The 20,440-nt window shown below is 71.6% G+C and carries 21 protein-coding genes and 1 pseudogene; 13 read left to right on the top strand and 9 right to left on the bottom strand.

Translation table 11 applies throughout. The features are described from left to right. The first annotated feature begins 234 nt into the window (after positions 1-234). Both RKD20_RS32010 and RKD20_RS32005 read left to right on the top strand, forming a co-directional pair. The gene (locus RKD20_RS32010; RefSeq protein WP_424880741.1) at positions 235-435 is read left to right on the top strand and encodes a hypothetical protein; all 201 of its coding nucleotides are present in this window, start codon (positions 235-237) and stop codon (positions 433-435) included. 68 nt (positions 436-503) lie between these two features. After that, positions 504-1,205, top strand: coding sequence for a DUF4191 domain-containing protein (locus RKD20_RS32005; RefSeq protein ID WP_020115884.1), 702 nt, complete (start codon positions 504-506; stop codon positions 1,203-1,205). A gap of 63 nt (positions 1,206-1,268) precedes the next feature. Here RKD20_RS32005 and RKD20_RS32000 read toward each other — a convergent pair. Both RKD20_RS32000 and RKD20_RS31995 read right to left on the bottom strand, forming a co-directional pair. Next, positions 1,269-2,526 (bottom strand): annotated as a pseudogene (locus RKD20_RS32000) (lipase family protein). 172 nt (positions 2,527-2,698) lie between these two features. Then, entirely contained in the window at positions 2,699-3,169 is a 471-nt protein-coding gene (locus tag RKD20_RS31995; protein WP_424880740.1) for an RDD family protein, read from the bottom strand. A gap of 200 nt (positions 3,170-3,369) precedes the next feature. On the opposite strand from RKD20_RS31995, the gene glnA reads away from it, so the two are divergent. The 5 genes from glnA (at position 3,370) to pspAB (ending at position 8,366) form a co-directional block, all read left to right on the top strand. Continuing rightward, positions 3,370-4,779 (top strand): type I glutamate--ammonia ligase, encoded by a 1,410-nt coding sequence (gene glnA, locus RKD20_RS31990; RefSeq protein WP_020115886.1) that lies wholly within the window; start codon positions 3,370-3,372, stop codon positions 4,777-4,779. 129 nt (positions 4,780-4,908) lie between these two features. After that, positions 4,909-5,166, top strand: a complete 258-nt coding sequence (locus RKD20_RS31985; protein WP_424880739.1) for a hypothetical protein — start codon at positions 4,909-4,911, stop codon at positions 5,164-5,166. A gap of 92 nt (positions 5,167-5,258) precedes the next feature. Further along, the gene (locus RKD20_RS31980; protein ID WP_424880738.1) at positions 5,259-6,734 is read left to right on the top strand and encodes a hypothetical protein; all 1,476 of its coding nucleotides are present in this window, start codon (positions 5,259-5,261) and stop codon (positions 6,732-6,734) included. Positions 6,735-6,855: 121 nt separating this feature from the next. Beyond that, on the top strand, positions 6,856-7,779 hold the full coding sequence (htpX, locus tag RKD20_RS31975) for a zinc metalloprotease HtpX (RefSeq protein ID WP_424880737.1): 924 nt from the start codon (positions 6,856-6,858) through the stop codon (positions 7,777-7,779). A 2-nt stretch (positions 7,780-7,781) separates the two neighbouring features. After that, a complete protein-coding gene (gene pspAB / locus RKD20_RS31970) occupies positions 7,782-8,366 on the top strand; it encodes a PspA-associated protein PspAB (protein WP_020115890.1) in 585 nt (194 codons plus the stop codon). A gap of 13 nt (positions 8,367-8,379) precedes the next feature. Here the strand turns inward: pspAB and RKD20_RS31965 are convergent, their stop codons facing one another. Beyond that, positions 8,380-8,679 (bottom strand): hypothetical protein, encoded by a 300-nt coding sequence (locus RKD20_RS31965; RefSeq protein ID WP_424880736.1) that lies wholly within the window; start codon positions 8,677-8,679, stop codon positions 8,380-8,382. Between the two features lie 234 nt (positions 8,680-8,913). Here RKD20_RS31965 and RKD20_RS31960 point away from each other — a divergent pair, with 234 nt between their 5' ends. Continuing rightward, positions 8,914-10,530 (top strand): alpha/beta fold hydrolase, encoded by a 1,617-nt coding sequence (locus RKD20_RS31960; RefSeq protein ID WP_424880735.1) that lies wholly within the window; start codon positions 8,914-8,916, stop codon positions 10,528-10,530. Between the two features lie 81 nt (positions 10,531-10,611). On the opposite strand, the gene RKD20_RS31955 is transcribed toward RKD20_RS31960, so the two are convergent. Next, a complete protein-coding gene (locus tag RKD20_RS31955; RefSeq protein ID WP_424880734.1) occupies positions 10,612-11,955 on the bottom strand; it encodes a DUF2252 domain-containing protein in 1,344 nt (447 codons plus the stop codon). A 191-nt stretch (positions 11,956-12,146) separates the two neighbouring features. Here RKD20_RS31955 and RKD20_RS31950 point away from each other — a divergent pair, with 191 nt between their 5' ends. After that, on the top strand, positions 12,147-13,340 hold the full coding sequence (locus tag RKD20_RS31950; RefSeq protein ID WP_424880733.1) for a winged helix DNA-binding domain-containing protein: 1,194 nt from the start codon (positions 12,147-12,149) through the stop codon (positions 13,338-13,340). 49 nt (positions 13,341-13,389) lie between these two features. Here RKD20_RS31950 and RKD20_RS31945 read toward each other — a convergent pair whose 3' ends face one another. Next, a complete protein-coding gene (locus tag RKD20_RS31945) occupies positions 13,390-13,704 on the bottom strand; it encodes a hypothetical protein (RefSeq protein WP_007381544.1) in 315 nt (104 codons plus the stop codon). A 165-nt stretch (positions 13,705-13,869) separates the two neighbouring features. Here RKD20_RS31945 and RKD20_RS31940 point away from each other — a divergent pair, with 165 nt between their 5' ends. Together RKD20_RS31940 and RKD20_RS31935 are read left to right on the top strand one after the other, a co-directional pair. Further along, positions 13,870-14,232 carry an arsenate reductase family protein gene (locus tag RKD20_RS31940; protein WP_424880732.1) on the top strand — a complete coding sequence of 121 codons (363 nt, stop codon included), beginning with the start codon at positions 13,870-13,872 and terminating at the stop codon, positions 14,230-14,232. Between the two features lie 62 nt (positions 14,233-14,294). Continuing rightward, positions 14,295-14,972 (top strand): hypothetical protein, encoded by a 678-nt coding sequence (locus RKD20_RS31935; protein WP_424880731.1) that lies wholly within the window; start codon positions 14,295-14,297, stop codon positions 14,970-14,972. Between the two features lie 246 nt (positions 14,973-15,218). On the opposite strand, the gene RKD20_RS31930 is transcribed toward RKD20_RS31935, so the two are convergent. The 4 genes from RKD20_RS31930 to glnII all read right to left on the bottom strand — a co-directional run bounded on the left by RKD20_RS31930 (position 15,219) and on the right by glnII (position 18,213). Beyond that, a complete protein-coding gene (locus RKD20_RS31930; RefSeq protein ID WP_424880730.1) occupies positions 15,219-16,226 on the bottom strand; it encodes an SDR family oxidoreductase in 1,008 nt (335 codons plus the stop codon). Positions 16,227-16,286: 60 nt separating this feature from the next. Continuing rightward, positions 16,287-16,841: a winged helix-turn-helix domain-containing protein gene (locus RKD20_RS31925; protein ID WP_424880729.1), complete on the bottom strand. Its 555-nt coding sequence runs from the start codon at positions 16,839-16,841 to the stop codon at positions 16,287-16,289. A 77-nt stretch (positions 16,842-16,918) separates the two neighbouring features. Further along, on the bottom strand, positions 16,919-17,041 hold the full coding sequence (locus RKD20_RS31920) for a hypothetical protein (protein WP_020115901.1): 123 nt from the start codon (positions 17,039-17,041) through the stop codon (positions 16,919-16,921). A 143-nt stretch (positions 17,042-17,184) separates the two neighbouring features. Then, positions 17,185-18,213: a glutamine synthetase gene (gene glnII, locus RKD20_RS31915; RefSeq protein WP_359422128.1), complete on the bottom strand. Its 1,029-nt coding sequence runs from the start codon at positions 18,211-18,213 to the stop codon at positions 17,185-17,187. A gap of 278 nt (positions 18,214-18,491) precedes the next feature. Between glnII and RKD20_RS31910 the strand changes: the two genes are divergently transcribed. Then, positions 18,492-19,769, top strand: a complete 1,278-nt coding sequence (locus RKD20_RS31910; RefSeq protein WP_424880728.1) for a sensor histidine kinase — start codon at positions 18,492-18,494, stop codon at positions 19,767-19,769. Further along, entirely contained in the window at positions 19,760-20,413 is a 654-nt protein-coding gene (locus tag RKD20_RS31905) for a response regulator (protein WP_424880727.1), read from the top strand. Before RKD20_RS31910 ends, RKD20_RS31905 begins: the two co-directional genes overlap by 10 nt. The last annotated feature ends 27 nt before the right edge of the window (positions 20,414-20,440 follow it).

Raw genomic sequence — 20,440 nt, 5'->3', positions numbered from 1 at the left:
CGTGTGAATCCGAGCACAAGCAACTACCGCTCGGTAGTGGCCGATTGACGCGGTCCCGGACATCCCCGCAGATAGGGGGGTCATCGGGGCCGCGTCCGTGTTTTCGGGCGGAGCATCGAGGCTTCATGGGCGTTTGACCGGTCGGTCACGCCCTGGTAACACCAATCAGTGACCCTGCTTGTACACCCCGTGCATCACTCACCAGAGCCGCCATCCCGAGGGGGGACCTCCATCATGCAGGCCGCGCCGGTTCGCGCCACCGCCATCCCGTCCTTCTCCACTGCACTGCGTGCCGTCGAGTCGCTGCTCATGAGCAGCGGTCAGCGCACCGCCCGCCGCAACGCCTGGACCTCCGTCCTGGAGGACCGCCGCCACGCCAAGGACCGGGTCGAGGTGCAGCGCGTGCTGGACCAGACCTTCACCGTCAGCTCCTGAAACCCTCCCCTTCCGAGGGGCGGACACTGCCGTCGTCGGCGTCTGCGGAGCCACGTAGACTTCGGGGCATGGCGAGAAGTGACAGTGCGGCGGATGCCGCGAACAGCGGGCGACTGAAGCAGATCGCCCTGACGTACAAGATGACCCGCAAGGCCGACAAGAAGATCGGCCTGGTACTCGCGGGTGTCTTCCTCCTCATCCTCGGCGTCTTTCTCGCCATCGGTTTCCTGATCGGCCACCCGGTCTACCTCGGCATCCTGGGCTTCCTGCTCGCCTTCCTCGGGACGGCGATCATCTTCGGGCGCCGGGCCGAGCGGGCCGCGTTCGGGCAGATGGAGGGCCAGCCGGGTGCCGCCGCGGCCGTACTGGACAACATCGGCCGGGGCTGGACGACCACCCCCGCGGTGGCGATGAACCGCAGCCAGGACGTGGTGCACCGGGCCGTCGGCAAGGCCGGCATCGTCCTGGTCGCCGAGGGCAACCCGAACCGGGTCAAGGGCCTGCTGGCCGCCGAGAAGCGGAAGATGAACCGCATCGTCGCGGACGTACCGGTGCACGACATCCTCGTCGGCACGGGCGAGGGCCAGGTCCCGCTCAAGAAGGTGCGGACCACGATGCTCAAGCTACCGCGCGTGCTGACCGGCCCCCAGGTGACCGCCACCAACGACCGGCTGCGGGCGATGGGCGACCTGATGAGCAACATGCCGCTCCCGAAGGGCCCGATGCCGAAGGGCATGAAGCTGCCGAAGGGCGGCGGCAAGGCCCGCTGAGTTTTCTCGTACGACGATGGGGGCGCCCGGTGTGACACCGGGCGCCCCCATCGTCGTAGCGGATCAGCAGTCGCTCTGGGCGGACCTGCCCGCGAACCGGTCGCCGAGCCAGGAGACGACGTCGCCGACGGCCTGGTTGTCGGTGAGCAGATGGTCGCCGGCGTAGATCTTCCAGCCGGTCCTCACGCCTGCCGCGCAGTAGGCGGTGCGGACGGCGTCCTCGGTGGTGGTGGGGATGACCTCGTCGAGGGCGCCGCGGTACTGGAGGACGGGGAAGGCGATCTTGTGGGTCCCGAGGTTCACACCGAGTTTCTGGGCGTCCAGGACCTGGCCCCAGGTGCGGCCGTCGCTGCCGCGCTGCCGGTAGAGCTGGTCGAGGGTGAGGCCGGCCGTGGTGAAGTCCTTGATGCTCTTGCCCGCGAGGGCGGTGACGGTGCCGGCCAGGCACACGGACTTGGCGGTCCTCACGGCCTCCTTGCCCTGGTCGTTGAGGAGCGAGTCGAGGGGCAGCGTGGGATAGGCGGCCTGGACGCCGACGGCCGCGTCGGCGAGGAACCCGGCGAAGGCGCTGCCGTCGAGCCCGCCCGCCACCTGCTTCAGATCACCGGGGACGCCGCCGGACGCGTCCCCGACCACGTTCAGGTCGGGTGCGTAGGACGCCGCCAGCTGGGCCGCCCACAGGCTGGCCGCGCCGCCCTCGGAGTAGCCCCACAGACCGACGCGGGCCTGCCGGGACAGGCCGCTGCCCGGTACGGCGGGGGCGGCGCGGGCGATGTCGAGCAGGGCGTGGCCGGAGTCGGTGCCGGCGACGTAGCGGTGGGTCTGGCCGTCGAGGTAGCCGGGGCCGTCGGTGGTGGCGACGGCGTAACCGGCCTTGAGCAGGGCCGCGATGTTGTCGCCCTCGTACTCGTCCTGGTAGGCCCCGGCGAGCTGCTTGGAGAACGCGCACTGGGGGCCGAGGCCGAGGGTGCCGGGGTGGAAGGCCACGACGGGGCGGGTGCCGGAGCCGGTCCAGGGCGCCGTGGGGACGGCGAGGGTGCCGGAGACGGCGACGGGCCGGCCCTGGTTGTCGGTGGAGCTGTAGCGGACCTTCCACGCGGACATGGCGACGGTGCCCGGCACCTGGCTCAGCGCCACGGAAACGGCAGGCCAGCACGGTGCCCGGGGTGGCGGGGACGGTGGCGGGGGGTGCGTAGACGTCCGCGTCGGCGGCGGTGCAGGCGGCCGCGGCGGACGCCTGCGGTGCTGCGGAGACGAGGCCGCCGCCCAGCAGAGCGGCGGTGAGGGCGGCGAGGGCCGTGACAAGGGCGGATCTCTTCATCGGTCCGGAGGGTCCCTTCGCAACGGGGGAGGGTTGCTTGGGTGCCAGACGCTAGGAGCCCGAACCTACTGACCAATAGTCAGTAGCCGCGCATGTTCGTCGCCGGGACTGTCAGCATGCGACAAGGACGCGACGGGGACGCGCCCAGGGACGCAGAAGACGCAGGACGTCGTCAGATCCGCACTTCCACGGTCTTCGCGAGCCGGTCGTGCAGGCCCCTGCCGTCGCGGTCCCAGATCAGGGCCGGGAGGGCGAGGCAGAGCAGGACCGTGCGCAGGAGGGCGCGCGCCGGGTTCACGCGGCCGGTGTCGAGGGCGACCACGCGCAGGCCGAAGAGGCGCTTGCCCGGGGTGAAGCCGATGGTGCCGACCGTGAGGACGCCCATCACGAAGAAGACGAGCAGCGACCAGTTCGAGGTCGAGGGGTCGCCGTAGCTCTGGGTGATCAACCGGGATGCAATCAGGACGCTCATCGCCCAGTCCACGGCGAGGGCGCCCAGCCGTCGCCCGGGGCGGGCGATCGACCCCGGCCCCTCCTCCGGCAGGCCGAGCTGCTGTCCGCGGTATCCGAAGTCGACACCGGCATCCTCGGCGGCCGCGCGGGGGCCGGAGAGCCACGATCCGATTGCATCCCTCTTGTCCACGCGTCCACGGTACTGCCAGCGTTTCGGGATACGGACAGGTGGGGCCGGGCCGACGATGTCCGGTTAACTTGTGCGAAACAAATGGGTCACGCCCGAGAAACCACCCGTCCCTAGGGTCGTGGACAGCGTGTGCCACCGCACTGGCCGCACGAACGAACTACCACCCCGGTCCAGGAACGGTCGGGAGTAGGAGGAGCTGGATGTTCCAGAACGCCGACGAGGCCAAGAAGTTCATCGCGGACGAGGACGTCAAGTTCGTCGACGTCCGATTCTGCGACCTGCCGGGCGTCATGCAGCACTTCACGCTGCCCGTCGAGGCGTTCGACCCGGACGAGGAGCTCGCGTTCGACGGCTCGTCGATCCGTGGCTTCCAGGCCATCCACGAGTCCGACATGGCGCTGCGCGCGGACCTGTCGACCGCCCGGGTCGACTCCTTCCGCCGCGACAAGACGCTGAACATCAACTTCTTCATCCACGACCCGATCACCGGCGAGCAGTACAGCCGTGACCCGCGGAACGTGGCGAAGAAGGCCGAGGCCTACCTCGCCTCCACCGGGATCGCCGACACCGCGTACTTCGGCCCCGAGGCCGAGTTCTACGTGTTCGACAGCGTGCGCTTCGCCACCGGCGCGAACGAGTCCTTCTACCACATCGACTCCGAGGCGGGCGCCTGGAACACCGGTGCGCTGGAGGACAACCGCGGTTACAAGGTCCGCTACAAGGGCGGCTACTTCCCGGTCCCGCCGGTCGACCACTTCGCCGACCTGCGTGCCGAGATCTCCCTGGAGCTGGCCAAGTCCGGCCTCCAGGTCGAGCGCCAGCACCACGAGGTGGGCACCGCCGGCCAGGCCGAGATCAACTACAAGTTCAACACGCTGCTCGCCGCGGCCGACGACCTCCAGCTCTTCAAGTACATCGTGAAGAACGTCGCCTGGCGCAACGGCAAGACCGCGACCTTCATGCCGAAGCCGATCTTCGGTGACAACGGCTCGGGCATGCACGTCCACCAGTCCCTGTGGACCGGTGGCCAGCCGCTCTTCTACGACGAGGCCGGTTACGCGGGCCTGTCGGACACCGCCCGCTACTACATCGGCGGCATCCTCAAGCACGCCCCGTCGCTGCTGGCCTTCACCAACCCGACGGTGAACTCGTACCACCGCCTGGTCCCGGGCTTCGAGGCCCCGATCAACCTCGTCTACTCGCAGCGCAACCGCTCCGCGGCCATGCGTATCCCGATCACGGGCTCCAACCCGAAGGCCAAGCGCGTCGAGTTCCGCGCGCCCGACTCCTCCGGCAACCCGTACCTGGCCTTCTCGGCCCTGCTCCTCGCGGGCCTGGACGGCATCAAGAACAAGATCGAGCCGGCCGAGCCGATCGACAAGGACCTGTACGAGCTGGCTCCCGAGGAGCACGCGGGCGTCGCGCAGGTCCCGACCTCCCTCCCGGCCGTCCTCGACCGCCTCGAGGCCGACCACGAGTTCCTCCTCCAGGGCGACGTCTTCACGCCGGACCTGATCGAGACGTGGATCGACTTCAAGCGCACGAACGAGATCGCCCCGCTCCAGCTGCGTCCGCACCCGCACGAGTTCGAGCTGTACTTCGACGTGTGATCGACGCGTAGGCCGTCCCACGGCGGTCTCACGGCTGTTCCACGGCGCCCCCGTCCCGGTTTCTCGGGACGGGGGCGCCGCCGTATGGTTTCTGGCACGACTGTTCGAGAAGTGACGGGGGTAGGGGCGATGCCCGAACGGGACGACACGGAGCGGGAGTTCGACCTCAGGTGGGCCGACGGGGCCGAGTTCAAGGAGCCCTCGGCACGGGCCCGGATGCTCGCCGCCCGCTGGAAGGAGAACCCGCCGAGGCCCCAGCCGTTCCGCGCCGATCCTGGGCCGCGGACACCTCGCCGTTCGTCCTGGCGCTCGACGGCGATCGTGCTCGGGAGTGTGGCGGCGGTCATCCTGCTGCTGGGGTACGCGAACTTCCGGGCGTCGTACTAGCCGCACCCCACAGCGGGAGAGCGGGTAAATCGCGGGGCCTTTCGCGCGTGCGCCGCCTACGATCTCCGGACACATCGAGGCCGGGAGCGGGCATGGGCGGGGACAGCGGGAACGGGGCAGCGGTGGCGGTGCGCCTCGCTGAGGGGGCAGCGCTGCGGGAGGCGGTCGACACGGCCGACCCGGCCGCCTGGACCGCGCTGGACACCGGGGTACGGGAGATCACTCCGGGTCCGGACTGGCTGCCGGCCTGGGAGCGGACCGAGGCCGGACGGACACTGACGGGGGCCCTCACCGGCGGCTCCGACGTCCGGCCGCTCACTGCGGGGTGGCTCGCGCTCGGGCTGTGCCACCGGCAGGGCAGGATCCGGGCGGCGGCTCTGGAGCGCGCCACCACACTCCCTCAACTGCTTCCGCTCATGGTCGTGCGGTGCTCCGACTGGGCACCGCCGGTGCGTGCGGACGCCCGGCGGCTGCTGGCGGAGGTACTCGACGCCGAGTCCTCGGTACGGCTGATGCCACTGATCCTGCGGATCGGGCGTCGGGGCCGGGGCGACTTCGTCACCGACCTCGCCACCCGACTGCTGCGCGCCGCACCCCGGGAGACGCTCGCGCCGCTGTACACCGACGCCGACCGGACCGCGCGGCGATACGCCTACCGCCTCGCCGTCGAGGAGGGGTACCTCTCCCCCGCCGAGCTCGCCCGCGCCGCCGCCCGGGACACCGACCTGGTCATCCAGTCCCGGTGCGCGGACGCGGCCCTGGCGGGACTCGCGCAGAGGGGGGCAAGCGGGCAGGCCGGCGCCGTAGCGGATCGCGACGCCTACGACGACGTACTCGAACCGCTGCTCGGTGCCCGTGGGGCGCAGGCCCGGGCGGCCGGGGTCACCGCGTTGCGGCGGGCCGGGCGGAGCCGTCGGGCCGAGGGGTTTCTCGGGGACCGGGCCGGGGTGGTGCGGGCCTGTGCCCGGTACGTCCTTCGGCAGGCGGGAGACGATCCGCTCGCCTGGTACCGGGAGCGATGCGGGGCGGGCGGCCCCGCGCTGCCGGCCGGGGCCGTGAGCGGGCTCGCGGAGTGCGGGGAACGGGCCGACGCCGAGCTGTTGTGGGCGCTCACCTCGCACGCGGTGGCAGCGGTGCGGGCCCGGGCCGTGGCCGGGCTGCGGGCGCTGGACGTGACGGACGTGGCGCGGATGCGGGAGCTGCTGGACGACCCCGCGCCCGGGGTCGTACGCGAGGCGGCCCTCGCGCTGGTGCCCTCCGCCCCAGTGCTGGACGAGCGGTGGCTGATGCCACGGCTGGCGCCGGAGCGGCCTCGGCAGGTGCGGGTCTCCGCGTTCCGGCTGCTCGACGCGCACGAGGCGCTCGTACGGCTGCGGGCGGCCGTCGCGCTGATCGACGACCCGGACGACCGGCTGCGGTACCGGGCCCGGCAGTCCGTGCGGCGTTGGCGTCCCACGGCCGATGTGCCGCACGGGTCGGCGGAGGTGGGCGAGCTGCTGGACCGGGCTCGCCTCCTCGACACGTACACCGTGCACAGGCTCAAGTGGGAGGCGGGGGTCAGGGCCTGAGGGGAGGCCGGGATCACGGCCTGAGCCTTTGCTGGTCCTAGGGCTGATCGGCACTACTTCATGGGCAGGGACGGGTGCACACTGAGTGGTGGGACGAGTGCCTGACTGCGGGGTGGTTCAGATGCGGAGTCGTTTCCGGAGCGACCGGCGGCTGACCGTGCGGATGACGGTCACGATGTTCCTGCTCGGGCTGCTGTACGTGGCCTTCTTCGCCGCGTTGATCGTGTTGCTGAAGTCCTGGTTGCTGGTCGTGGGGCTGATCGCCGTGATGTTCGTGGCGCAGTTCTGGTTCTCCGACAAGATCGCGATGTTCGCGATGCGCGGGCGGGTCGTGGGACGGGAGGAGTATCCCGAACTGCACGCCGTGGTCGACCGGCTGTGCGCCATCGCGGACATGCCCAAGCCCGTCGTCGCGGTGTCCACGATGGACATGCCCAACGCGTTCGCCACCGGGCGCAACCCGGACAACGCCGTGGTGTGCGTGACCACCGGGCTGCTGCGGCGGCTGGACCCCGCCGAGCTGGAGGGTGTGCTCGCGCACGAGCTGTCGCACGTGGCGCACAAGGACGTCGCCGTGATCACCATCGCCTCGTTCCTCGGGGTGATCGCCGGGCTGATCGTGCGGTTCGCCTTCTACAGCCAGCTCTTCGGCGGGCGCAAGGACCAGAACACCGCCGTGATCTTCGCCGCCGTGATGGGTGTCTCGGCGGCCGTGTACGCGCTCAGCTTCCTGCTGATCAGGGCATTGTCCCGGTACCGGGAGCTGGCGGCGGACCGGGCGGCGGCCCTCCTCACCGGCCGGCCCTCGGCCCTCGCCTCCGCGCTCACCAAGGTCTCCGGGGAGATCGCCCGCATCCCCACCAAGGACCTGCGTACCGCCCAGGCCTTCAACGCCTTCTACTTCACCCCGGCCACCGGCAAGGAGCCCGGCATCGAGCGGATCTTCTCGACCCACCCGTCCCTGGAACAGCGGCTGGAGCAACTGGGGCGGATCTCCACGGAGCTGGGTGAGGCGGCGACGCCCGGGAACAGCAAGGCGGAGTGAGGATGGGGCTGCTGGACATCCTGCTCGGGCGCACGAAGCCCGTCGCGCCCGATCTCGACCAGCTCTTCGCGCTGCCGTCGGCGGCCGTCACACTGGAGGCGGCCGCCTCCTTCACGCCGACCGGGCGCGGGGCGGTGTGCTTCGCCACGGTCGAGGGAGCGGCCTTCGAGCAGACGCACCGGGAGGTCCAGGCGCTGCTGGACGCGGACGCCGACCGGGACGGCCCGCCGGTGCGGCTCACCAGGGACGAGTTCGGCTACTCCTGGCTGGTCTCCGAGCGCACCCCGGACCAGCTGCCGCAGCTGGTCAACGACCTGCACGCGGTGAACAGTTCGATGGAGGTCAACGGCTTCGGGCCGCAACTGCTGTGCTCGCTGGCCGGGTTCCAGGACACCGAGGGCCGTTCCCTCGCGCTGGTCTACCTCTACAAACGCGGCACCTTCTACCCCTTCGCGCCGCTCCCCGGCGAGGGACAGCGGCGCGACAACCCCCTGGAGCTGCGGGTGAAGGCCGCGCTCACGAACGATCTACGGATCGAGCAGGACCTGAACCGCTGGTTCCCCCTGTGGGGCGCCCCCGGCCTCTGAGCCGACGGCCCTACTACTCGCGCGTCTGCCGACGGGACTCCAGCGGACGTTCGCGGCGGTACCGGCGGTCCCACTTGGCCTGCTTGTCCCGGCGGTCGCGGTAGGCCCGGTAGCTGCCGGGCGCGGCCCCCGAACCACCGCCGGACGAACCGCCGGACGGGCCTGACGAGCCGCCCGACGAGGACGCCGAGGCACCGCCCCGGCCGTACTGCATGTACACGAAGAGCAGGGCTACGGCGGCGAGCCACCAGGTGTGGTTCCCGAAGCCCAGGATGACCAGGACGACGGTCCCGGAAAGGACGATGGTGCCCATGACGGGCCTCCGTGTGCGTGGGTGTGGTGTAGAAGACTAGCCCCCGATGCACGGGGTGATGCCTGCCCTGCGCGAAGAGGTGGCGGGAGGCTCCGTAACGCGTATCCAGCGTAGGGAATCGCTCACTCGGCGTGCATCTCCTTTTCCCGCGGCCCGGCGCGGAGGGCTCAAGTGCCGTGAGTGAATGGGACGATGAGCGGACTCTCTCCTGTCACACCCGAGCCTGTCCCACCCATGCCTTTCGTCCAGGCACACGACGGTGAACGCCTCAGCGGGGTGTACGGCGGCGGTCCGGCCGCGACCACCGCCGTGCTGCTGCACGGCGCGGGCAACGGCAGCAAGGAGCGGTTGCTGCCGCTGCTCGACATGTTCCTGGCACACGGCATCCGCGCACTCGCCTTCGACTTCTCCGGGCACGGCGAAAGCTCCGGCGACCTGCGGGAGTCGAGTCTGCGCCGCCGGTTCGAGCAGGCGGTCGCCGTGATCGACGCGCACGCACCGGCGGACGGGCCGCTGGTGCTGGTCGGGTTCAGCATGAGCGGGCAGACGGTGGCGGACCTCGCCCGGCACTACGGCGAGCGGGTGGCGGCGCTGGGGCTGTGCGCGCCCGCCGTGTACGCGGGTGAGGCCTGGGAGGTGCCGTTCGGGCGCGGCGACGGGGAGTTCAGCGAGATCATCCGTCGGCCGGACAGCTGGCGGCGGTCCCCTGCGCTCGACGTGCTGCGGGCGTACGAGGGGCGGGCGGTGCTCGCGGTACCGGGCACGGACGCGGTGATCCCGCCGGAGGTGACCGAGGCCGTGCAGGAGGCGCTGACCTCCCGGTCCCAGTTCACGCGCCTCGAACTGCCGGATGCCGACCACAAATTGGGCCTATGGCTGTGTGATCACTCGGGCGGGCGGCGGGAGTTGGTGTCCGCGCTGCTGACCGGACTCGGCGACCGCGGGTGGACGGCGACGCGGGGCTGGGTGGCCAAGCAGCTCCCCGCGGGCCGTACGGTCGTCGACTCGGGCTTCCTGTCGGGAGGTTGGAGCTCCCAGATGCGCCGGCTGACCCTCGACGACGGCACCGAGCTGGTCCTGCGGTCGTTCGTGAAGCCGTTCTTCCGGCGGCACGCCCCCGGTCTGCTGAACCGCGAGGCCGCGGTCCTGGCACTGCTCGCCGACGCCGGAGGTGTTCCGGCCCCCGCGCCGGTCGCCGTGGACGCGACGGCCGAACACTGCGACCATCCCTCGCTGTTGATGTCCCGGCTGCCGGGGCGGGTCCGGGTCGACGAGGAGGATCTCGAACGGCGGCTGGACCTGCTGGCGGCCCAACTCGTGCGGGTCCACCGGGTCGTTCCCGGGGAGCGGCCGCGCAGCTATCAGGCGTGGACCTGGCCGGAGAAGGTGCGGGGCGTGCGGGGCCAGCTGTGGGAACGGGCCGTGGACGTCATCCGCCGCGACCCGCCACCGTACGAGGGCCGCTTCCTGCACCGGGACTTCCACCCCGGGAACGTGCTGTTCACCGGGGCGGGCGCCGAGCTGCGGATCAGCGGGGTGGTCGACTGGGTGGAGACCTCCTGGGGACCCGCCGACCTCGACGTCGCCCACTGTTCGACGGCCCTGGCCCTGCTCCACGGCCCCGAGCACGGCCTCGCCTTCCGGCAGCGGTACGAGGCGCACGGTGGACACCGACTCGCCGACGGACGGGACCACTTGTACTGGCGGCTCCTCGACGCCCTCGCCTACTGCCCCGACGCGGCGAAGCTCGCCGGGCCGTGGCGCGAACTCGGACGCACCGATCTGACACCGGAGGTGCTGGGCGGGCGGCTTGAGGCCTATGTGCGGGAGTTGGTGGAGCGGTACGGGTGAGGTGAGCCGACGGGGCGGACACGGCCGGGCGCGCGGGTCGGTGCCGCCGGGGAGGCCGGGGTCGCCGCCGCTCGCGGGCCGTCACTCGCCCGGGGCCGCCCTGACGACGCCTGCCGCGATGGCGGCGCACAGGGCCGCGTGGTCGGACGTGGTGCGGGCCGCGTAGGCGAGGGCGAAGTCGGCGACCGCCTGGTCGAAGGTGTCGGCGCCGCCCAGGTACGCGGCGATGGCGATGCGGTCTCCGGAGCGGGCGTGGGCGCGGGCCAGGGTGGTGCCGCACAGGCGGGCGTAGGCCCTGAGGTCGGCCGGGGGCATGCCGGCGACCTCCGCGGACCCCTTCGTGTCACGCAGTTGGCGCCAGTAGAAGGCCCGTCCCTGCGGTCCGCTCATCCAGCCCAGGAAGATGTCGCTCCTCGCCTGGAGCAGGCGCTGGCCCACGACCACACGGCGGCCGGGATGGACGTAGGGGCCGCTCGGCAGATGTTCCTCCAGTACGGACGTCCGCGCCTCCTTGAGCTGCAGGAACAGCGGGTCGTCGAGGTCCCGTCCGGCCAGCAGCACGATGAAGCAGCGCATGCCGACGCTTCCGACGCCGACGACCTTGCGGGCCGCGTCGACGAAGCGGTAGCGGTCCAGGAGCAGCCGGCGTTCGTCGGAGAGGGTGGAGCGGTAGTCGCTGAAGATCTTGCGCAGGCCGGCCATGTCGGGGCCGCCGGCCGGTTCGAGGAGCGGCGGGTCGTGGATGATGCGGCGGCGGCCGTCGACGACCTCCGTGAGCTTGCCGAGGGCCTGGAGGCTGGTGCGGCGGCGGGCACGGGCGAGGCTGGACTCCAAGCGCCGGCCACGGCGGCCGGAGCGGACGAGGGGCAGCAGGCTGTCGGCGTCGTCGACGCTCGCGTACCAGACCTCCAGCTCGCCCATGCGGGCCAGCCGTTGCATGGCCGTGCGGTACGCGGTGACCGCCTCCCCCGCCGCCCGGTGGGCCTTGTCCTCGCTGTGCCCGTTCTCGCGTGCGGCCACGGCGACGCTCGCGGCGAGCCGTTTGACGTCCCACTCGAAGGGGCCGGGGAAGGTCTCGTCGAAGTCGTTGAGGTCGAAGAGGAGGGTGCGCTCCGGGGAGGCGTACAGGCCGAAGTTGAGCAGATGGGCGTCTCCGCAGAGCTGCACGGTGAGGCCGGTGTGGGGCTGGGCGGCGAGGTCGGCGGCCATCACGGCGGCCGCGCCGCGCAGGAAGGCGAAGGGGGAGGACGACATCCTGCCGTACCGGATCGGCAGCAGTTCCGTGAGGCGGTCGCGGCCCTGGCGTTCCAGCACGGCGACGGGGTCGGGGCGGTCGGCGGAGGGGATCCAGCCGGCGTGGGCGGAGCGGGGGACGCGTTTGCGGGCCGCGCGACCGCGGTCCTGTGGAGTGCCGGGGATGCTCATGTGCCGTGTCTCTGCGTCACGCTCGCCTCCTGGTCGCCGGTGTCCTTCACCTCCTCCTCGCAGTGAAGGGCCGGAGGGGGATGGTGCGCATGCCGGATACGGCAATCGGGTGACCTGCGCTTTGTGGGAACCGGTACAGCCCCCGTGCCCCTGTCGGGCGCGTTGTCAGTGGCCTGCGTCAAGATGGGCCCATGGGTGCTGGGGAGCGGTACATCGGGGTGGACGAGCGGCGGTCTCGGCTGGCGCTGCGGCATCAGCTGGCGGGCGGCGCCCGCGTGGGGAGTCCCGAGGAGGTGGCCGACGCGCTGGTCGCGCTGCACGGGTCCGACCCGGCGACCGTGTACCTGGCGGTCGGCGCGCGGCTCGTGGACCCGGCGCGGACCGTCGCCGAGACCGAGCGGGCGTTGTACGAGGACCGGTCCCTGGTGCGGATGCACGGGATGCGGCACACCGTGTTCGCGTTCCCGACCGAGCTCACCGCGGTCGTGCACGCCTCGACCGGTCTCACGGTCGCCGCGCGGGAACGGGCCGCGCTCATCAAGGACATGGCGAAGGCGGGTGCCCCGGACGCGGTCTGGCTGAAGGAGGTCGAGGAGTCGGCGCTGGCCGCGCTCGCCCGGCGCGGTCAGGCGACGGCGTCGGAGCTCACCGAGGACGAGCCGCGGCTGCGGGAGCAGTTCGTGTACGCGGCAGGGAAGAGCTACGAGGGCGTCCACACCGTCGTGAGCCGTCTGTTGAGGGTGCTCGGTGTGGAGGGCAAGGTGGTGCGCGGGCGGCCGCTCGGCACCTGGATGTCCTCGCAGTTCCGCTGGGCGGTGGCGCCGCCGCATCCCGAGCTCGATGCGGCCGGGGCCCAGGCGGAGTTGCTGCGGCGCTGGCTCGCGGTGTGCGGCCCGGCCACGGAGGCGGACCTGAAGTGGTGGACGGGCTGGAAGGTGACGGAGGTGCGCCGCGCTCTCACGGCGATCCGTGCGGTGCCCGTGACCGTCGACGAGGGCCCGGCCCACGTCGTGGACGGTGACGACGGTCCGGTCGCGGAGCCCGTGGAGCCCTGGGCCGCGCTGCTTCCGGGACTCGATCCGACGGCGATGGGCTGGCAGCAGCGGGACTGGTATCTGGCGCCCGCCCTGCGGCCCGCCCTGTTCGACCGCAGCGGCAACGTGGGACCGACGGTGTGGTGGAACGGCCGGGTGGTGGGCGGTTGGGGGCAGCGGCCCGACGGGGAGATCGTCTGGCGGTTGCTGGACACCGAGGGTGTGGGGCGCGAGGCGGAGGCGGCCGTCGCGGTGGAGGCCGCCCGGTTGCGGGAGTGGGTGGGGGCGACCCGGGTGCGGCCCCGGTTCCGGACCCCATTGGAGAAGGAACTGGCCGAACCCGCGGGCTGACCGGAACGCCGGGCGCCCCATGGAACAGGAGGGCACCCGGCGCCACGGCCTACCGCGAGTAGCGCATCAGCGCCCGCACCATGTGGCACGTCGTGTCCGACGGTGGGTGGACGCCGATCATCTCCGCCGCGTCCCGGATCGTCTCGTTGCGGGCCTGGTTCGGCACGTAGACGCCGGAGTCGAGCAGGGCGATCGCGAGCCGCATCGCCTTGAGGCGGCGGTTGTGGGTGACATACCACTCGCGGGGACGGCCCGGCGGCAACGGGCGCTTCTCCACGGGGGTGTACGGCAGGTCGAGCAGCACGGGGTGCTTCGCGGTGGACTGGGTCGGGAACGGCTTCGGCTTCAGTGCGGCAGCGGGCACAGGCATCCTCCTGTCGCGGTAAGGACGACGGCCGGGGACTCCGGCGACGCCCTCGAACACTGGTTTTATTCTACCGCCCGCCACTGACAAAAGCCCCTGGCCACAAGGGCTTTCGGGGGTGCTGTGACGCAGGTGGACAACGGGTTTTCGCGTACCGTGGGCGCCATGGAGATCTGGATCAATCCGGCCTGTTCGAAGTGCCGCAGCGCGATCAGCCTGCTCGACGCGGAGGGGGCCGAGTACACCGTCCGTCGCTATCTGGAGGACGTGCCGAGCGAGGACGAGATCCGCGGGGTGCTCGACCGGCTCGGCCTCGAACCGTGGGACATCACCCGCACCCAGGAGGCCGCCGCCAAGGAGCTCGGCCTCAAGGACTGGGCTCGGGACGACAGTTCGCGCGACCGCTGGATCGCCGCGCTCGCCGCGCACCCCAAGCTCATCCAGCGTCCGATCATCACGGCGGACGACGGCTCGGCCGTGGTCGCCCGCACGGAAGACGCCGTACGTGATGCCTTGAAGAAGAGCTGAGCAAATCCGTTCGGTATCTCGTACATAGCGACGTACGCTTCCCTACTTCTCAGGAGGCGCGAATGTCGCGCAGGAGAACGCTCGGTACGAAGAAGAAGGTCGCGCTGCTGGTGAGCGCGGCGGCGGTGGCGGGTGGTGGGGCCTTCGCGATGGCCAGCACCTCGAACGCCGCGACTCCGCAGACGGCGGCGGAGTCGACGGTCTGCCAGGGTCTCGCCACCGCGCTCGGCAACAACCAGCGCTTCATCGAGGGGCAACGGGCCACGCCCGACGCGCAGTCGGCGGCCCGGATCGCCAACCGTGAAGCGGTGATCGCGCAGATCAAGGTGCAGCAGAAGGCGTCCGGTTGTGCGGTCGGGGAGTCGGCTCAGGGCTCCCAGGCCGCCGCGGGACAGCCCTCGCAGGCCGCGCCCCCGTCAGCGCCCGCCGCCTCCCAGGCCCCCTCGACCGGGAACGCCGCCCCCGGGAACGCCGCAGGGAACGCCACCTCCGGGCAGCAGGTGTGCAAGGGCTCGACCGTCACGCTGTCCGGCGAGGCCGGTGCGCCCGCCGCGTCCAGCAACCAGTTCCCGGCCGGTACCACGCTGAAGGTCACCAACCTGGACAACAACAAGTCCACGACGGTGAAGGTGACTTCGGTCTCCGGCAGCTGCGTGCTGCTCAACAACGCGGCCTTCGAACAGGTACGGGAGCCCGGCAAGTTCCTCATCCGCCGGGCCGTGATCGAGAAGGTGGGGTGAGGCCGTTCGGGACATCACCTCGTACGTGTCACAGGTCCTGCTGCCCGCGGCCACGGGCGGCAGGACCGGCGGATACGCCGCCTTGAACCCGGCGAAGCACGGGGCCGGGTCCAGGAGGAACAGGCGGCGCATCCGGCGGGGGGGCAGGTCGCCGACCGTAGGGGGGCACGGTCGGCGGCACGTTCCCGGTGGGAACAGGCGAGGCGGTCGCCGGGCCGGCCCGACCTCGCCCGACCCGAATCGCGCTCAGCAGTGCGCCCCGGCCGCCAGGACCTTCGCCTCGGTCTCCGGGTCGATGCCCAGCACCGGGCGGTCCGGGCGTTGCGGGGCCACCCCGCCGGTCTCCCGCAGCCAGTGCCAGGTGTCGGCCACCGTCTCGGTGACGGGACGGCAGCGCAGGCCCGCGGCGGCGGCCCGGGAGGTGTCCGCGCCGTGGAGGGTGGTGTGCAGGTCGGTGTCCGGCGGGACCCACACCGGCAGGCCGGTCCACGGGGCGATGCCCGCGGCGAGGACGGTGTCCGGGTCGGTCCAGCACAGCTCGGCCTTCGAGCCGGTCACCGTCACGCAGGCGTCGAGGAGTTCGCCCATGGTGGTGTGGCCGCACGGACTGAACAGGTTGTAGGGGCCGTCGAGTCCCGCGTCGGCAGCGCCCAGCGTCCACTGGGCCAGGTCGCGGACGTCGACATACTGGAGGGGAAGGTCCCGTGGTCCCGGGGCGAGGACCCGGCCGCCGCGGGCGATACGGCCCAGCCACCACGGCAGACGGCCGATGTTCTCGTACGGGCCGAGGATCAGTCCGGCCCGGACGAGGAGGGAACGGTCCGCGCCGAAGGCGTCCAGGACGGCCAGTTCACCGCCCCGTTTGTCCCGGGCGTAGTCGGTCTGGTCCGCGTCGGCCGAGGCGCCCTCGACGACAGGCGCGTCCTCCGTGTATCCGGCCGGCTGCGGCCAGGTGTACACCGAGCAGCTCGACACGTACGCGTACCGGTCGGCGCGGTCCCGCAGCAGCCGTGCCGTGTCCCGGACCGCGCGGGGCGCCGCCGACCAGGTGTCCACGACCAGGTCCCAGGGGCCCTCGTCGGCCAGGGCGGTGAGGCCGTCGGGCGCGGTGCGGTCGCCGTGCAGCGACCGCACCCCGGCCACGGGCGCGTGCCGTCCCCGGTGGAACACGGTCACGTCCCAGCCGCGCGCCAGGGCCGCCTCGGCGACGGCCCGCCCGACGAACTCCGTACCACCCAGCAGAAGAAGTCTCATGCCGGTGACTGTGCCCGCCCGGGCGGCGCGGGGGAACCCGGATCTGCCGTGGGCAGAGGGTCAGTCGCCGGTCGGCGGAGTGTACTTGTAGCCGACCCGCCGCACGGTCTGGATCGCGCCCCGGAAGTCCGCGCCCAGCTTGCGGCGCAGCCGGGCGATGTGGACGTCGACGGTACGGCCGTCGCCCACGTGGCCGTAGCCCCAGACCGTGGTGACCAGCTGGTCGCGGGTGTGCACCCGGTGGGGGTGCTGCACGAGGTGGGCGAGGAGCTCGAACTCCAGGTAGGTGAGGTCGAGTTCCCTGCCGTTCACCTCGGCGGTGCGCTGCACGGTGTCGATCCGCACGAGGGCGTCGCCGGCGTCCGTCGCCTTCGGCTCCTGAGGGAAGGGCGGGTGCTGGTCGGCCGGGACGAGCACCAGATAGCCGATCATCGGGGGCTGGCCAGGCAGGGTGGGAAGGGTGTGCTGGGGAGCGGGCAGCCAGGTGGCGCCCGGCGGAAGGAACTCCGCCACGTGCGGGACCTCGTCCGGGCCGACGGCTCGCAGCCGGTGCCGTGCGCCGTTCTCGGCCGGGGTGGGGAGGGTGGCGGTGGAGAGGGAACGAGTGGTCGCCATGAGGTCAGCTCTTTCGCGCGAGAGGATCGTCGGAGGACGTACGTCTGCGCGCTGGCCGAAGGCCGGGGTGTACGGCTTTAGAGGGCCGGCGCGTTCGTCGCGCGGCAACACACCCGGTCGAAGTCGTGGTGCTGACGGGAGGGCCAGAAGGGCTCGAGGTCGTGGCGACCCGTCGCGGTGATCTTCTGGAAGCTGGCCATGAGCCCATTGAAGCAGACACCGGCCCGCGGCAGGAGTCTCCTCTCACTGCTCGGACACTTCCCTGACGTGAAATCGGTGTGGCACAGCCCCGAGGGGCGCCCACCGTGGCCGGTGGACGCCCCTCGGGGAGCAGCGGTGGAGATCAGACCTGGCCGGCCTTCTCCAGCGCGGAGCAGCAGGTGTCGACGATCAGGCGCGTGACGACGTACGGGTCGACGTTGGCGTTGGGACGGCGGTCCTCGATGTAGCCCTTGCCGTCCTTCTCGACCTGCCACGGGATACGGACCGAGGCGCCGCGGTTGGAGACGCCGTAGGAGTACTCGTTCCACGGGGCGGTCTCGTGCAGGCCGGTCAGGCGGTCGTCGATGCCGGCACCGTAGTTCTTGACGTGGTCGAGCGGCTTGGAGCCCTCGCCCAGCGACTCGGCGGCGGTGATGATCGCGTCGTAGCCCTCGCGCATCGCCTTGGTGGAGAAGTTGGTGTGCGCGCCCGCGCCGTTCCAGTCGCCCTTCACCGGCTTCGGGTCCAGGGTCGCGGCGACGCCGAAGTCCTCGGCGGTGCGGTAGAGCAGCCAGCGGGCCACCCACAGGTGGTCGGAGACCTCCAGCGGGGAGACCGGGCCGACCTGGAACTCCCACTGGCCGGGCATGACCTCGGCGTTGATGCCGGAGATCGCGAGGCCCGCCGTGAGGCAGTTGTCGAGGTGCGCCTCGACGACGTCACGGCCGAAGATCTCGTCCGCGCCCACACCGCAGTAGTAGCCGCCCTGCGGGGCCGGGAAGCCGCCCTTGGGAAAGCCGAGGGGGTAGCCGTCCTTGAAGAACGTGTACTCCTGCTCGATGCCGAAGATCGGCTCCTGGGCGGCGAACTTCTCGGCGACCTCGACCAGCGCGGCACGGGTGTTGGACTCGTGCGGCGTCATGTCGATGTTGAGGACCTCGCACATGACGAGGATGTCGTCGCCGCCGCGGATCGGGTCGGGGCAGGAGAAGACCGGCTTGAGGACACGGTCCGAGGAGTGGCCCTCGGCCTGGTTCGTGGAGGACCCGTCGAACCCCCAGATCGGCAGCTCCGCGCCCTTGGCGTCGTCCGCAAGGATCTTCGTCTTGGAACGGAGCTTGGCCGTCGGCTGGGTGCCGTCGATCCAGATGTACTCAGCCTTGAAGGTCACGGGCCACTTCCTTCGGGGATGTGTCTACGCACTGCGGGTGCTGCGGCGCTGCGGCACTGAAACGCCGCCACTTGGTGCCCGCGAGCCTGTCAACAGGCGATTTCCCGGTCATTGCTCGAATGTGAACCCCGTGTTACCTGGTGATGTTGTGGCGCGATTCACGGTGTGAGCGCGCCGAAAGGGGTACGCGCGCGGGGCAGGGGGTGTACCTGGCACCACTTCCCAACCGGGCGGCCAGGCCCAGTGACCCGCTTCGCCGGCTCGACCAGACTGGCCGTATGACCATGGAGACGCGGAACGGCAGCTGGGGTACGAGGGCGCGGGGCATCGGGCTCGCGGCCGTGCGGGGGCTCGCACTGGCGCTGGTGACGCTGCCGGGGGCGCTGCTCGGATTCACGCTCAGCCTGGTGTCCATCTGCCTCGTCCCGGTCGGGATCGGGGCCTTCACGACCCCCTGGGTGCTGACGGGCGTGCGTGCCTTCGCGGACTGGCGGCGGGTGCTCGCGGCCGAGTGGTACGGGGTGCGGATCCCGTCGGCGTACCGGCCGATACCGGAGAACGCCCACGCCTGGGCCCGCACCTACGCGATGCTGCGCGACCCGGCGACCTGGCGGGATCTGCGGTGGCTCCAGGTGGACATGACGGCGGGGTTCGTGACGGCGCTGCTGTCGGCGGCGCTCGTCTTCTACCCGCTGGAGGGACTCGCGGTCGCGGCCGGGCTGTGGCGGCCGCTCGCGGAAACGGGTGGCTACTGGTACGGCTTCGTGCGCGTGAGCGACCAGGCCTCCGCACTCGCCGCCGGTGCCCTGGCCGTCGCCCTGCTGGGCCTCGCCCCGCTCGCCCCGCGGCTGCTGACCGCCCACTTCCGGCTCACCCGCGCCGTACTCGGCGCCGGACAGGGCGAGTTGGCCGAGCGGGTCCGTGTCCTCACCGAGACCCGGCGGGACGCGGTGGACACCTCCGCGGCCGAACTGCGGCGCATCGAGCGGGACCTGCACGACGGGGCGCAGGCCCGTCTGGTCGCCATGGGCATGGATCTCGGCACCATCGAGATGCTCCTCGACAAGGACCCCGCGCAGGCCAAGCGGCTCCTCGCGCAGGCCCGCCAGTCCTCCGCGGACGCGCTCACCGAGCTGCGCGACCTGGTGCGCGGCATCCATCCGCCGGTCCTGGCCGAGCGCGGACTGGGCGACGCGGTCAGGGCGTTGGTGCTCAGGATGCCGGTCCCGACCGAGGTGATCGTGGATCTGCCGGGCCGGGCGGACGCTCCCGTGGAGTCCGCCGCCTACTTCGCCGTCAGCGAGGCGCTCACCAACGCGGTCAAGCACTCGGGCGCCGACCGGATCTGGATCGACCTGCATCACGTGAAGGAGAAGGAAGGGGAGGGGATGCTGCGGATCACCGTCACCGACAACGGCCGGGGCGGCGCGGTGATCGGGGCCGGTTCGGGCCTGGCCGGAGTCGAGCGGCGGCTGGGTACATTCGACGGCGTCCTGGCCGTCAGCTCACCCGCGGGCGGCCCCACCATGGTCACCATGGAGATCCCTTGCGTGTAGTCCTGGCCGAAGACCTCTTCCTGCTGCGCGACGGTCTCGTACGACTTCTGGAGGCACACGGCTTCGAGATCGCCGCGGCCGTCGAGAGCGGGCCCGAGCTGGCCCGCGCGCTGGCCGAGCTGGAACCGGACGTCGCGGTGGTCGACGTACGGCTGCCGCCGACGCACACCGACGAGGGGCTGCAGTGCGCGCTGAACGCCCGGCGGGACAGACCCGGGCTGCCGGTGCTGGTGCTCTCGCAGCACGTGGAGCAGCTGTACGCGCGCGAGCTGCTGGCCGACGGCAGCGGCGGGGTGGGGTATCTGCTCAAGGACCGGGTGTTCGACGCCGAGCAGTTCGTGGACGCCGTACGGCGGGTCGCGGCGGGCGGTACGGCGATGGACCCGCAGGTGATCCAGCAGCTGCTGGCCCGGCGGGCGGCCGACGACCAGCCGCTCGCCCGGATCACGCCCCGCGAGCGGGAGGTGCTGGAGCTGATGGCGCAGGGGCGGTCGAACGCGGCGATCGCCGGCAAGCTCGTCGTGACAGAACGGGCCATCGCCAAGCACACCGCCAACATCTTCACCAAACTGGGTCTTGAGGTGTCGGACGACGACAATCGCCGCGTTCTGGCGGTGCTCGCGTTTCTGGACCGGGGCCGGTGAGCGGACCCTCATTCTCTGTAACTCCTG

The sequence above is a fragment of the Streptomyces sp. SLBN-8D4 genome (genome assembly GCF_049739545.1).
Lineage (GTDB): Bacteria > Actinomycetota > Actinomycetes > Streptomycetales > Streptomycetaceae > Streptomyces > Streptomyces canus_C.
The sequence above is the reverse complement of the archived record's forward strand: the minus strand, read 5'-3'. Positions and strand labels throughout refer to the sequence as shown.